Below are 13,105 nucleotides of genomic sequence, written 5' to 3' on the forward strand. Positions count from 1 at the left end.
CCCCGCCGGCCCGGGCCCGGGGCCCCCCCGGCGGGGGGGCCGGCCCGCCCTCCGGCCCCCCCACCGTCGGCCCCGCCCCGGGCCCCCCCCGCGGGGGGGGGGGGGGACGAGCCGGGCCGCCGCGACGTGACAGGCACGTGCGGCGGCCACGGCGGCTATGGCGTCAGGCATCTGTCACACGGCGCCCTGCGCGGCCTTCCGGCGGCGCAGCGCGTACATGCCGGTACCGGCGACCGCCAGCGCGGCCAGCCCACCGGCGGTCACACCCGGCGCCGAGGCGAGCCCGCCGCCACCGGTGTGCATGCCGCCGCGCGGCTTGTCGTGCTTGCCCTCCCAGGAGCCCTTCTCGTGCTTGTCGCCCCAGTCGCCCTTCTCCTCCTTGCCGCCCCAGTCATCCTTGTCGCCGTAGCCGTCCTCCTCCTGCCGGTCACCCCAGTCGTCCTCGTCCTGGTAGGTGTCCGGGTCGTGCTTGGGGTTGCCCCAGTCGTCCGAGTTCACCGCGGCCAGCGCTCCGCCGCCGGTGTGCATGCCGCCGTGCGGCTTGCCGTGCTTGTCGTGCTTGCCCTCCCAGTCCCCCTTCACGTGCCCGTTCTCCTTGCCGTGCTCCTCGTGCCTGCCCCCTTCGTCGCCCTTGGCGGCGTCGGAGTCCTCGTCGTGCCGGGAGCCGTCCCAGTCATCGGCGGTCACGGCGGACAGCGCTCCGCCACCCGTGTGCATGCCGCCGCGCGGCCCGTCGTGGTTGCCGTCCTTGTGGTGCTCCTTGCTGTAGGAAGAGGAGGTGTCGTGGTCCCAGTCACCCGTCGCTTCGGCATAGGCGGCGGGTGCGGCGATCGCGAGGGCGGCCGTTGCCGTGGCCGTCGCGAGCAGCATGCGGGCAGAGCGCATCGGTGAGTCCTTCCGTCGCGGTCCGGGCAGCTGACGCCTCGCCAGCTCACGAGACCCGGTCTCGACGTGAACCACCGTCAGTCATGCCGGTCCGTCCCACCATCCGGGGCGATCACACGGGTTACGACAACACTCCGACGGCGGCATGACCCCGGCTGTGCGACCGCCGCCCCGGGGCTCTCGACGTGCGCTCCCGTCAGCGGCGTCCGAACCCCCGGTGGGCCGTACGGGCCGGGTCCGGGTCTGCCGGCTGGGCCGCCATGCCGACGAGGACCAGCCCGCCCGCGATGAGCAGGCCCTGGGCCAGGGCGATGCCGGAGCCCAGCACGGCGACGCCGAACGCCAGCCCCCACCAGGCTCCGGTCCGCCGGTACTCGCGGGGCCGGGCGGGGCGGCCGGAGCTCATGGCCCGGGTGAGCCGGGGGTCCTCCCGCTCGAGTCGTGCTTCGAGATCGACCAGGCAGTGGTCGTCGGACTGGGGCACGGCTTCTCCTTCCCGGAACCCGAGCGCTTTCAGGCAGGGCACGGCCGAGGCCATGACAAGTCCTGGGTCGGGTCCTACGGCGGCGCGGCGGGAGACAGGCCGTCGACGCGCTGGCGCGGTGCCACGGCTGCTCACCAGGGCTTCAGCTTCTCCCCCCTCCAGCGGCTTCCACCAATCGAACCCTGAGCACGTCCGCGGCCGGTCGTCCGCCAGTGGAGCGGCAGGCGACGTGCGCCCGTCCAGGAGCGGCGTCCGGTGCGTGCTCCGGGGGTCCCCCGACCGAAGGCCGCGGGGAGTGCGGGGTGTCGGGACGGGGCGCACGTCGCCTGTCGCGGGACTAGCGCTCGGCCTCGGCGGGCTGAGGTGCGGACGGTGTGCTGTCGCCCGCGGGCTCGCCGTCGTACGCCGGGGCCTTGCGGCGGGGCTCGCCGGGCTTGTTCAGGAAGCCCTGCCCGGCCCGGAGCGCGCGGGCGAGCAGATGTGCGCGTCCGGCGGCGATGGGGCCGAGGACCGCGAGGACGAGGACGTACCCCGCGATGAACGGGGCGAGCCGGGCGTCCAGGCCGGCACCGGCGGCCATGGCGGCCAGGATCAGTGCGAACTCCCCGCGGGCCACGAGGGTGGTGGCGATCTCGGCGGCGGGGTCGATGCCGTAGCGGTACACGCGGGCGACGAGGAGACCGGCGGCGACGTTCATCACGAGGGTCAGCGCGGCCGCCGCGGCGACCGGTCCGACCACGGAGACGATGTCGCCGGGGTCGATGGACAGGCCGAAGGCGAAGAAGAAGATGGCCGCGAAGGCGTCGCGCAGCGGATGCACGAGGTCCCGGATGCGCGGCCCTGAGGGGGTGCCGGCCAGGATCAGGCCGACCATGAACGCGCCGATGGCGTCGGCGACGCCGAGGACCTCGGCGATTCCCGCCACCAGGACGGCCGCGCCGAGGAAGCTGATGACGAGCAGTTCGTTGTCGCGAGTCGCGATGAGCCGCCCCACCGGCTTGGTGCCGTAGCGGGCCGCCGCGGCCAGCAGCAGCAGGAAGCCGAAGGCCTTGGCGCCCTGCAGGACCATGTCGCCGACGCCCTGGGCGCCGCTGATGACGGGCTGGAGGGCGGCCAGGTACAGCGCGAGGAAGATGTCCTCCACCACGATGACGCCTAGGATGAGGCGCGTCTCCGGGCGGCCGATGCGGCCGAGGTCGATGAGGATCTTGGTGACGATGGCGGACGAGGAGATCCCGAGGACACCGGCGAGTACCAGTGCCTCGCGGACGCCCCAGCCCAGCGCGAAGCCGAATCCCAGCCCCGCGCCGACGTTGAGCAGCAGGTAGATCCCGCCCGCCGTGAGCAGGCGCCGGCCGCCGCTTCTCAGGTCGTCGAGGTGGAACTCCAGGCCGAGGTAGAACAGCAGCAGCACCAGTCCGAGTGCGGAGAGCATCTCGAAGTCGTGCGCGTCCTGGACGATGACCAGGCCGGGGGTGTGGGGGCCCAGCAGGATGCCCGCGAGCATGAACAGCGGGATCGTGGGGAGCCCGATTCTGCCGCCGAGGCGGGCGAGGAGGGCGGCGGCCAGGAAGGCTCCGCCCATGGCGAGAAGGCTGTCAGCGTGTCCCACGGTTCACCACCTTCGTGGACGCGCAAGCAGATCGTTTCACCGAGCGGGGATGGATAGGGGCTCCTCCTTCAGGGGGTGCGATGGGCAGCGTCGTACGCCCGTGGGCGCGACCCGGGGGTACGGCCATGACCGTCGGCGCGTCGGGCCCGGGCGGTGCTGCCAGCCTGACACGGGCCCCGGTGCCGTCACCATCGGTGACGGCACCCATCTTCGGGTGTGTCCCGGAGGCACCCTGCGCCCGCTCAGCAGGGCTTGGTCGGCCCGCTCACCGAAGCGGCCCTGGAGCGCATGACGTTCGACCGGGTCTTCGTCGGCACGGACGGCATCTCCCCCGGCCTCGGCATCTGCGAGGCCGATCTGCGCCGGACCCGCCTGGAGGAAGCCGGCGAGGTGGAACGGCAGGACGAGCACTCGGCGGTCAGGACGGCACCGTGCCGGTCGCCGCGCCGCTCGGCGCCGCCGCCGAACCGCTGCCGAAGCGGATCCCCTTGGCCTCCTTGCCGAGACCGCTCAGCAGGATCACCACGGCCAGGGTGGGCACGATGGTCCACGCCATCGCCGAGGGATACCCGTGGCGCTCGGCGAGGGCCTCCTGGATCGGCAGGTTGAGCGCGGCGATGAGGTTGCCGAGCTGGTAGGTGACGCCCGGGTAGAAGCCCCGGACGGCGTCCGGGCTCATCTCGGTCAGATGCGCCGGGATGACGCCCCACGCGCCCTGCACGCACACCTGCATCAGGAAGGACGACAGCATCAGCCATCCGACGGTGGTGGACAGCACGAAGAACGGCACCACGACCAGACCCGCCGCTGCCGCGATCATGATGGTCCGGCGGCGGCCCAGCCGCTCGGAGTACGCACCGAGCAGCACCCCGCCGATCATGGCGCCGGTGTTGTAGACCACCGCGATCGCGATCGACGTGTTCGCCGACAGGTCGAGGCCCTTCTTCACGAAGGTCGGGTAGATGTCCTGGGTGCCGTGCGACATCCAGTTGAAGGCCGTCATCAGCGCGACCAGGTAGACGAAGCGCCGCAGCACCGCGGGGTTCTTGAACACCTGGTGCGCGGGGGTGCGGTTGAGCGCGACGCTCTTCTCCCACACCTCGCTCTCCTCCACCCTGCTGCGCACCCACAGCGCGACCAGGGCGGGCAGCAGGCTGAAGGCGAACAGGCCCCGCCAGCCGAAGACGGGCTCGATGACGAAGAACGCCACGGCGGACAGGAGGTACCCCAGCGAGTAGCCGCTCTGCAGCAGGCCCGACCAGAAGCCGCGCCGTTCGGTGGGGATCTTCTCCATGGCCAGGGCCGCGCCCAGACCCCACTCGCCGCCCATGCCGATGCCGTAGAGCAGGCGCAGCACCAGCAGCACGGTGTAGTTCGGCGCGAAGGCGCAGGCGAAGCCGACGATCGAGTAGAAGACGACGTCGACCATGAGGGGGACGCGACGGCCCCGGCGGTCCGCCCACATGCCGAAGAGCAGCGCGCCGACCGGCCGCATCACCAGGGTCGCGGTGGTGAGGAAGGCCATGTCGGTGAGGGAGACATGGAAGTCGTCGGCTATCTCGCTGTAGACGAGCACGACCAGGAAGTAGTCGAACGCGTCCATCGCCCAGCCGAGATAGGCGGCCACGAAGGCATTGCGCTGGTCCTTCGTCAGACCCGCTGCCTGGCCTTTCACGGTCTTCAGCACGGCGGCCTCCCGGAGTTCGCAGCCGAGGCTAGGCACGCGGCGTCGGGAATCGGGCAAAGGACGGCCCAGTTTTGGACCAAGAGCGCCGACGGCCCGTCAACGACGTCCGGGAGGCCGTCTTCCCGGCACCGCGACACCGCCGGACGCCGCCGCGTCGATCAGGCCGCGGAAGGTCGGGCACTCCAGGTGGCTGGGCGCGGGGCACGCGGCGGCATGCCGCAGTGAGTCACGCAGAGCCCCCAGTTCGCGGATTCTCCGGTCCAGTTCCTCCGCCTTGGCCGACAGCACCCGCCGGTCGATCCGCGGCCGCCCGTCCGGCGCGAACATCCGCGCGATCTCGTCGAGCGAGAATCCGGCCGTCCGCCCCAGCGCGATCAGCGCCAGCCGCTGCAGCACCCCGCTGTCGTACTGGCGCCGCAGGCCGCGCCGGCCGGTCGAGGCGATCAGCCCCTTGTCCTCGTAGAACCGCAGGGTCGAAGCGGGAACTCCGGCGCGCTGCGCCACTTCCGCTATGTCCAGTTCTGTCATTCTCTTGACCTCAAGTCGACTTGAAGTAGAACGCTGTCACCCCGTCCCGACGGAGACAAGCGGGACGAAGACAAACAGGACGAGCAGAGGGAGAAAACCACATGAACGCCGCACGCAGGTCCTACGACGAGCAGGCCGCCCGCTGGAACGGGCCCGCCGGCCACGCCTGGGTGGACCTCCAGGAGGTGCTGAACGGGATGTTCAGGCCCATCGAGGAGCTGATCGTCGACGCCGTGGCCGCCGAACACCCGACGAGTGTGCTCGATGTCGGCTGCGGCACCGGCGCCCTCACCCGGGCCGTCGCACGCCGGGCCGGTCACTGCGTCGGGGTCGACATCTCCGGCCCGATGATCGAGGCGGCCCGGGCGCTCGCCGAACGCGAGGGCGTACCGGCGTCCTTCGTCCAGGCCGACGCACAGGAGTACGCGTTCGAGCCGGCCGCCTTCGACGCGATCGTCTCGCGCTTCGGCGTCATGTTCTTCAGCGACCCCGTGCGGGCCTTCGCCAATCTCCGCAGCACGGTGCGGGACGGGGCCGGGCTGCGGTGCGTCGTGTGGCGGAGCGCCGAGGAGAACCCGTTCATGACGACGGCGGAACGCGCCGCGGCCCCGTTCCTGCCGGAGCTTCCCGAGCGCCGACCGGACGAGCCGGGCCAGTTCGCGTTCGCCGACCCGGAGCGGGTGCACCGCGTCCTGACGGAGAGCGGCTGGGCGGGGATCGACATCCAGCCGGTCGACGTGGTCTGCACCCTGCCCGAGAGGGACCTCGTCACGTACTTCAGCCGGCTGGGTCCGCTCGGCACGGTCCTGCCCGAGGCCGACGAGCGGACCCGGGCCGACATCGTCGAGGTGGTCCGCCCCGCCTTCGAACCCTTCGTGCAGGGTTCGGACGTCCGCTACACCGCGGCCTGCTGGACGGTGTCGGCCCGGGCCGCCGATGCGAAACTTTCGTGACGCCCGGCCCCCTTTTCCGAACGCGGGCCACCGGCGCATAGTGAGATCACGATGACGCAGAAGAGAGCGCTGGTGGTCCGAGGCGGCTGGGAAGGTCATCAGCCGGTCGAGGCCACGGAACTGTTCCTGCCCTTCCTCCGGAGCAAGGGATACGCGGTCCGGGTCGAGGAGTCGACCGGGGTCTACGCGGACGGCGCCGAGATGGCTGCCACCGACCTCGTCGTGCAGTGCGTGACGATGTCGGAGATCACGCGCGAGGAGCTGGCGGGCCTGAGTTCCGCGGTGGTGGCGGGCACGGGCTTCACCGGCTGGCACGGCGGCATCGCCGACTCGTTCCGCGCCTCCTCGGACTATCTACACCTGGTCGGCGGGCAGTTCGCCACGCACCCCGGTAAGGAACCGTGCGGGCGGCGGGGTGAGGCGGCGGACAACTTCCTGCCCCACACGATCACCCTGACCGAGGCCGGCCGCGCGCACCCGATCACCGCCGGAGTCGAGGACTTCACGCTGGACACCGAGCAGTACTGGGTGCTCCACGACGACCTCATCGACGTCCTCGCCACCACCACGCATCCCACCCGGCCGTGGGAGCCCTGGCACCGGCCGGTCACCTCCCCGGCGGTCTGGACCCGCCGGTGGGGTGCCGGGCGGATCGTGGTGACGACGCCGGGGCACAGCGTCGACGTGCTGGAGAACCCCCACGTCCGCGCCATCGTCGAGAGGGGCATGCTGTGGGCGACGCGCACCGCGTCGGGATCGTAGGGCTCGGCGTCATCTCCCGGGCGTACCTGGACACGCTCGCGGGCCATCCCGCGGTGCGGATCACCGCGGTCGCCGACCTCGACGCCTCCCGGTCGGCCGCGGTCGCCGCCGAACTGCCCGGCGCCCGGGCCCTGACGGTCGAGGAGCTGCTGAGCAGCCCGGACGTGGACACGGTGCTGAACCTGACGACACCGGCGGCGCACGCCGGGATAGCCCTGGGCGCGATCCGGCACGGCAAGCACGTCTACGGGGAGAAGCCGCTGGCCGCGAGCCTGGAGGACGCCCGGGCCGTGCTGGAAGCGGCCGGTAAGGCGGGCAGCGGTGTGGGCTGCGCCCCGGACACCGTGCTGGGTACGGGAGTTCAGACCGCGCGGGCCGTCGTGGAGGCGGGCGCCATCGGGCGGCCCCAGTTCGCCTCGGCCGTGATGGTGACCCCGGGCCATGAACGCTGGCACCCGAACCCGGACTTCTACTACAGGGCGGGCGGTGGCCCGCTGCTGGACATGGGGCCGTACTACCTCTCGTCACTGGTCCATCTGCTGGGGCCGGTGCGGGCCGTGACCGGGGCGGCCGGGCGGTTGCGGGCCGAGCGCGTCATCGGATCCGGTCCGCGCGCCGGCGAGCGCATACCGGTCGAGGTGGACAGCCATGTCTCCGGAGTGCTGGAGCACGTGAACGGGACGTTGACGACGCTCACGACGAGCTTCGACGGTGTGGCCACCACGGCCGCGCCGATCGAGGTCCACGGCGAGAACGGCACCCTCTCGGTCCCCGACCCCAACCGCTTCGACGGCGAGGTACGTCTCCACGCGCTCGGCGACAGCCGCTGGCGCCCCCTTCCGACGTCGGCGGGCTACGTGGACGGCGCCCGCGGGGTCGGCCTGCTCGACTTCCTCACCGCCGACGGTGAGCGACCGCCGCGCGCGAACGGCGAACTCGCCCTGCACGTGCTGGAGACGATGACGGCGCTGCTGCGTTCGGCGGCCGAGGGGCGCCGGGTCGAGCTGACGACGCCCGCCGAGGTGCCCGCCGCCGTGCCCTTGACGAGTGCGGCGCGGTGGCGCGGCCGGCAGGAGTGACGTCAGTCCACGGGCCACGTGTGGGCGGGCGCGTTCATGTGCATGTAGTCCATGTACGTCCTGGTCATCTGCCGCAGCGCCTCCCGCCGGTCGGAGATGCCGGCCTTCTCCAGGTGGTGCACCATCTCCGCCTGCCACAGGGCGCCGTTGCGGCCGGTGACGCAGCGCTGCTCGATGATGCCCAGCAGGGGCTCGCGCCACGCGGCGTCCATGCCGGTCAGCTCCAGGCCCCGGTGGGCCAGGGGCAGCAGTCGCCGCAACACCAGTTCCGTGACCGGTACTTCGCCCACGCCGGGCCAGTACAGCCGGGCGTCGATGCCGTCGCGGGCCGCGGTGTGCAGGTTCTCCTCGGCGACCGAGAAGGACATCCGCGACCACACCGGCCGGTCCTCGTCGACCAGGGCGCGGGTCAGGCCGTAGTAGAAGGCGCCGTTGGCGATGATGTCGGCCACGGTGGGGCCGGCGGGCAGGACCCGGTTCTCGATGCGCAGATGGGGGCCGCTCTCGGTGACGGCGTAGATGGGGCGGTTCCAGCGGTAGATCGTGCCGTTGTGCAGGGTCAGTTCGCCCAGCTGGGGGACGCCGCCGCTGTCCAGTTCCTTCTGCGGGTCCTCGTCCTCGCACAGCGGCAGCAGGGCGGGGAAGTAGCGCACGTTCTCCTCGAAGAGGTCGAAGACGCTGGTGATCCAGCGCTCCCCGAACCACACCCGGGGCCGTACGCCCTGGGCCTTGATCTCCTCGGGGCGGGTGTCGGTGGCCTGCTCGAACAGGGGGATGCGGGTCTCGCGCCACAGCTCCTTGCCGAACAGGAAGGGCGAGTTCGCCGCGAGGGCGATCTGCACGCCCGCGATGGCCTGGGCCGCGTTCCAGTAGTGCGGGAACTCCCTCGGGTCGACCTGGAGATGGAACTGGGTGCTGGTGCAGGCCGCCTCGGGAGTGATGGTGTCGGCGTACGTCGACAGCCGTTCCACTCCGTCGACCTTGATCCGCAGGTCCTCGCCCCGGGCCGCGAAGATCTGCTCGTTGAGCAGGCGGTAGCGCGGGTCTCCGGAGAGCGCGGACTCGCTGACGTCCGACTCGCCCAGGGTCGGCAGGATGCCGACCATGATCAGGTGCGCGCCCACCGCCGCGGCACGGTCCTCGGCGTGGTTGAGGGCGTCCCGGATGGCCTGCTCCCAGGAGCCGGGGCCACCGGTCGTCAGCAGCCGGGGCGGGATGTTGATCTCCAGGTTGAAGCGGCCCAGCTCGCTCGACCAGGCGGGATCGGCGATCGCCTGGAGCACGTCGGTGTTGCGCATCGCGGGCAGCCCCTCGTCGTCCACGAGGTTGAGCTCGATCTCCAGCCCGACCTGAGGGCGCTCGCTCTCGAACCCGGACTCGCTGAGCATCCGGGCGAGCACCTCGAGATCGGTGTGCATCTTCTCGCGGTACCGACGGCGGTCCTCCCGGGTGAACACCAGGGCCGGCACGTCACGTCCCATGTGCCCTCCTGCGCTCCTTCGGCGGGTACGTCCGCTCCTCGGCAGACGGGTCTCGTCCCAGAGTCGCACCTTGTCCCCGGCCCCGCACCCACCTAGCCTCAGTTTGTGCCGCAAATAAACAAAGCCCGAACGCACAAGGACGTGCCGGGCCACAACAGCTCCCTGACCCGGCTCCGGATCGCCCTCACCGTCTTCTTCGCCCTCGACGGCTTCGTCTTCGCCGGCTGGGTCGTACGCATCCCCGCCGTCAAGGCACAGACCGGTGCCTCCGCGAGCACCCTCGGCCTCGCCCTCCTCGGCGTCTCCGCCGGTGCGGTCGTCACCATGACCCTCACGGGCCGGCTGTGCCGCCGCTACGGCAACCACCGGGTCACCGTCGTCTGCGCCGTGCTGCTCTCCCTCAGCGTCGCCCTGCCACCGCTGACCCACTCGGCGCTCGCCCTGGGCCTGGTCCTGCTGGTCTTCGGGGCCGCGTACGGCGGGATCAACGTGGCCTTCAACAGCGCGGCCGTCGAACTCGTGGCCGCGCTGCGGCGGCCGGTCATGCCGAGCTTCCACGCGGCGTTCAGCCTGGGCGGCATGGTCGGGGCGGGGCTGGGCGGGCTGGTCGCGGGGGCCCTCTCCCCCACGCGGCACCTGCTGCTGCTCACGGCCGTCGGCCTGCTCGTGACCGCGGCCGCGGGCCCCACCCTCCTGCGGCACCAGCCGCCGCCTCCGCCTCCGGAACGGGAGCTGCCCGCCGGGGGCTCCCCACGCCGCCCGGACCGCCGCACCAGGGGACTGGTCCTCGTCTTCGGCCTGATCGCGGGGTGCACCGCGTACGGCGAGGGGGCGCTGGCCGACTGGGGTGCCCTGCACCTCGAACAGGACCTGCACGCCTCGGCGGGCGCCGCGGCCGTGGGCTACTCGTGCTTCGCCCTCGCCATGACGGTGGGACGGCTGACCGGCACGATGCTCCTGGAACGTCTGGGGCGGACCCGGACCGTCGTCGCCGGCGGCACCACCGCGGCGGCCGGCATGCTGCTGGGCTCCCTCGCACCCTCCCTCTGGGCCGCTCTTCTCGGCTACGCGATCACGGGCCTCGGCCTCGCGAACCTCTTTCCCGTGGCCGTGGAACGCGCGGGCGCCCTGGCGGGCCCCGGCGGCGTCGCCACGGCCTCCACCCTGGGATACGGGGGCATGCTCCTCGGCCCGCCTGCGATCGGCTTCATGGCGGACTGGTTCACGCTGCCGGCCGCGCTGACCAGTGTGGCGGTGCTGGCGGCGGTGGCCGCGGCCGTCGGTGCGCTGGTGGGCGCGGCTGCCCGGCGGGCGGACGGGAGCTGAAGAGGGGAAGCTGCCAGGGGGGATGCCGGTGATCCTGGGTACCCGTGGCGGCGCCCGTGGTGATCACCGGGCCGTACGCCATGTACAAGGAGGCAGACCCGTGACCGAACAGCAGCACCCCGGAGAACAGCACCCGACTCCGGAGTTTCCCTCCCAGGACCAGCCGCATCCCGGCTGGACCGGGCCGATGGACCCGCCCCCGGACCATGGTGAGGAGTCCTACCGGGGCAGCGGCAGGCTGGAGGGCCGCAAGGCCGTGATCACCGGTGGGGACTCCGGGATCGGCCGTGCGGTGGCCCTGGCGTTCGCCCGCGAAGGCGCCGACGTGCTGTTCACCCATCTGGATGACGAGAAGGACGACGCCGCCGAGACGGCCCGGCTCGTCGAGGAGGCCGGCCGGCGTGCCGTGCCGGTCGCGTGCGACGTACGGGAGGAGGACAACTGCCGGGCGCTGATCGAGCGCGCCGTGGACGAGTTCGGCCGGATCGACGTGCTCGTGAACAACGCGGCGTACCAGATGTCCCAGCCGGACGGCATCGAGGCGATCACCACCGAGCAGTTCGACCGGGTGCTGCGCACCAACCTGTACGGCATGTTCTGGCTGTGCAAGCTGGCCCTGCCGCACATCCCGGAGGGCGGCAGCATCATCAACTCCACGTCGGTGCAGGCGTACAAGCCCAGTCCGCACCTGCTGGACTACGCGACGACGAAGGGCGCGATCGTCACCTTCACGCAGGGGCTGGCGCAGATGCTGATCGAGAAGGGCATCCGCGTCAACGCGGTCGCGCCGGGCCCGGTGTGGACGCCGCTGATCCCGGCGACCCTGCCGGACACGCAGACGTTCGGCAAGCAGGCCCCCATCGGACGGCCCGCACAGCCCGCCGAGATGGCTCCGGCGTACGTCTTCCTCGCCTCGCAGGAGGCGTCGTACATCACCGCCGAGATCGTCAACGCGACGGGCGGGACGCCGCTGCCGTAACCACCGCAGCCGGCCTCCGGAAACAGCAGGGCTGGAGAGCGCTTCATGCGGCAGACTCGGCGCCATGGAGACCGCCGAGTTCCTTCAAGCACTGGATACGGAAGGCCGGCTGCTGGCCGCGGCCGCCGAGGAGGCCGGGACCGACGCGAAGGTTCCGACCTGTCCCGAGTGGCAGGTGCGCGACCTGCTGCGGCACACGGGCGCCGTACACCGCTGGGCCACCGCCTTCGTCGCCGAGCGGCTCACCGAACGGCGCCCGCTCGCCGAACCCACCGACCTCGACGGCGCGGAGCTGGTGGCGTGGTACCGCGCCGGCCACCGGGATCTCGTCCACACGCTGGCCGGCGCCTCGCCGGACGTGGAGTGCTTCACCTTCCTGCCCGCGCCGTCCCCGCTGGCGTTCTGGGCCAGGCGGCAGGCGCACGAGACGGCGGTGCACCGGGTCGACGCGGAGTCCGCGCGCGGCGGCGTCCCGGCCACCGTCACCCCCGAGTTCGCGACCGACGGCATCGACGAACTGCTGCGTGGCTTCCACGCCCGCCCCAGGAGTCGGGTGCGCACCCCGCGGCCGCGCATCCTGCGGATCCGCACGGAGGACACCGGCGCGGTGTGGACGGTACGGCTGTCGCCGGAGCCGCCCGTGACGACGCGGGAGGAGTCAGGGGAGGCCGAGTGCGAACTGTCCGGCCCCGCCGAGCAGTTGTACCTGGCGCTGTGGAACCGGGCTCCCCTCCCGGCCGCAACGGGTGACCAGGCGCTCGCCACCATGTGGCGGGAGACGTCGGCCATCTGAGCGGACCGCCGACGGGCGAGCGGCCGTCCGCGAACCGAGCGGACCGCCGACCGGCGATCGAACGGAGGCGATCCGAACAGGACTGCCACCGGGCGCTCAGTCCTCGTCGAGCATCCGTGCCAGTACCGCGCGCTGCACGGGAAGCACCTCGCCGTGCAGCGCGCGCCCCTTGGCGGTGAGACATACCTTCACGCCGCGGCGGTCCTCGGAGCACAGGCCGCGCTCGACGAGCCCCTCCTTCTCCAGCCGGGCGACCAGCCGCGACAGCGCGCTCTGGCTCAGATGAACCCGCTCGGAGATCTCCTGCACGCGGTAGGACGGCGTGCCCTTGGGCGTCCGGCACCCGGCGAGGACGTCGAGCACCTCGAAGTCGCTGGCGCACAGACCGTGGCCGTGCAGCGCACGGTCGAGTTCACACTGTGTCCGCGCGTGCAGCGCCAGGATGTCCCGCCACTGCGCCACGAGGGCCTGCTCGGCCTGCTGCGCCGTCATGCGCCGCACCGTAACAGAGAACCGAAATTGTTGCACCCGAATTA

At 72.1% G+C, this 13,105-nt stretch carries 13 protein-coding genes; 6 read left to right on the top strand and 7 right to left on the bottom strand.

The genetic code is table 11. The annotated features are described in order from the left end of the window. Nucleotides 1-174: 174 nt before the first annotated feature. From AB0B29_RS37195 to AB0B29_RS37215, 5 genes are all read right to left on the bottom strand, one after another. Complete coding sequence (locus AB0B29_RS37195) at nt 175-885, bottom strand: hypothetical protein (RefSeq protein ID WP_362247098.1); 711 nt, start codon at nt 883-885, stop codon at nt 175-177. 196 nt (nt 886-1,081) lie between these two features. Beyond that, complete coding sequence (locus AB0B29_RS37200) at nt 1,082-1,369, bottom strand: DUF3040 domain-containing protein (protein WP_362247100.1); 288 nt, start codon at nt 1,367-1,369, stop codon at nt 1,082-1,084. A 337-nt stretch (nt 1,370-1,706) separates the two neighbouring features. Next, the gene (locus AB0B29_RS37205) at nt 1,707-2,981 is read right to left on the bottom strand and encodes a cation:proton antiporter (protein ID WP_362247102.1); all 1,275 of its coding nucleotides are present in this window, start codon (nt 2,979-2,981) and stop codon (nt 1,707-1,709) included. A gap of 418 nt (nt 2,982-3,399) precedes the next feature. Beyond that, on the bottom strand, nt 3,400-4,668 hold the full coding sequence (locus tag AB0B29_RS37210) for an MFS transporter (protein ID WP_362247104.1): 1,269 nt from the start codon (nt 4,666-4,668) through the stop codon (nt 3,400-3,402). 96 nt (nt 4,669-4,764) lie between these two features. Further along, a complete protein-coding gene (locus AB0B29_RS37215; RefSeq protein WP_362247106.1) occupies nt 4,765-5,196 on the bottom strand; it encodes a helix-turn-helix domain-containing protein in 432 nt (143 codons plus the stop codon). 101 nt (nt 5,197-5,297) lie between these two features. Between AB0B29_RS37215 and AB0B29_RS37220 the strand changes: the two genes are divergently transcribed. The 3 genes from AB0B29_RS37220 to AB0B29_RS37230 are packed head-to-tail and all read left to right on the top strand — an operon-like array spanning nt 5,298 to nt 7,990. Then, nucleotides 5,298-6,149, top strand: coding sequence for a class I SAM-dependent methyltransferase (locus tag AB0B29_RS37220; RefSeq protein WP_362247108.1), 852 nt, complete (start codon nt 5,298-5,300; stop codon nt 6,147-6,149). 51 nt (nt 6,150-6,200) lie between these two features. After that, nucleotides 6,201-6,911 (top strand): ThuA domain-containing protein, encoded by a 711-nt coding sequence (locus tag AB0B29_RS37225; RefSeq protein WP_362247110.1) that lies wholly within the window; start codon nt 6,201-6,203, stop codon nt 6,909-6,911. Beyond that, complete coding sequence (locus AB0B29_RS37230; protein ID WP_362247112.1) at nt 6,881-7,990, top strand: Gfo/Idh/MocA family protein; 1,110 nt, start codon at nt 6,881-6,883, stop codon at nt 7,988-7,990. Before AB0B29_RS37225 ends, AB0B29_RS37230 begins: the two co-directional genes overlap by 31 nt. 2 nt (nt 7,991-7,992) lie before the next feature. On the opposite strand, the gene AB0B29_RS37235 is transcribed toward AB0B29_RS37230, so the two are convergent. After that, entirely contained in the window at nt 7,993-9,471 is a 1,479-nt protein-coding gene (locus AB0B29_RS37235) for a glutamate--cysteine ligase (RefSeq protein ID WP_344462311.1), read from the bottom strand. Between the two features lie 105 nt (nt 9,472-9,576). On the opposite strand from AB0B29_RS37235, the gene AB0B29_RS37240 reads away from it, so the two are divergent. The 3 genes from AB0B29_RS37240 to AB0B29_RS37250 all read left to right on the top strand — a co-directional run bounded on the left by AB0B29_RS37240 (nt 9,577) and on the right by AB0B29_RS37250 (nt 12,569). Then, nucleotides 9,577-10,797: an MFS transporter gene (locus AB0B29_RS37240; protein ID WP_436845980.1), complete on the top strand. Its 1,221-nt coding sequence runs from the start codon at nt 9,577-9,579 to the stop codon at nt 10,795-10,797. A gap of 100 nt (nt 10,798-10,897) precedes the next feature. Beyond that, on the top strand, nt 10,898-11,776 hold the full coding sequence (locus tag AB0B29_RS37245; RefSeq protein ID WP_362247114.1) for an SDR family oxidoreductase: 879 nt from the start codon (nt 10,898-10,900) through the stop codon (nt 11,774-11,776). Nucleotides 11,777-11,840: 64 nt separating this feature from the next. Then, the gene (locus AB0B29_RS37250) at nt 11,841-12,569 is read left to right on the top strand and encodes a maleylpyruvate isomerase family mycothiol-dependent enzyme (RefSeq protein WP_362247116.1); all 729 of its coding nucleotides are present in this window, start codon (nt 11,841-11,843) and stop codon (nt 12,567-12,569) included. A gap of 96 nt (nt 12,570-12,665) precedes the next feature. Here AB0B29_RS37250 and AB0B29_RS37255 read toward each other — a convergent pair whose 3' ends face one another. Next, the gene (locus AB0B29_RS37255; RefSeq protein WP_362247118.1) at nt 12,666-13,061 is read right to left on the bottom strand and encodes a MarR family winged helix-turn-helix transcriptional regulator; all 396 of its coding nucleotides are present in this window, start codon (nt 13,059-13,061) and stop codon (nt 12,666-12,668) included. Between the last annotated feature and the right edge of the window lie 44 nt (nt 13,062-13,105).

Source organism: Streptomyces tibetensis, assembly GCF_040647715.1.
Taxonomy (GTDB): Bacteria; Actinomycetota; Actinomycetes; order Streptomycetales; family Streptomycetaceae; genus Streptomyces; species Streptomyces tibetensis_A.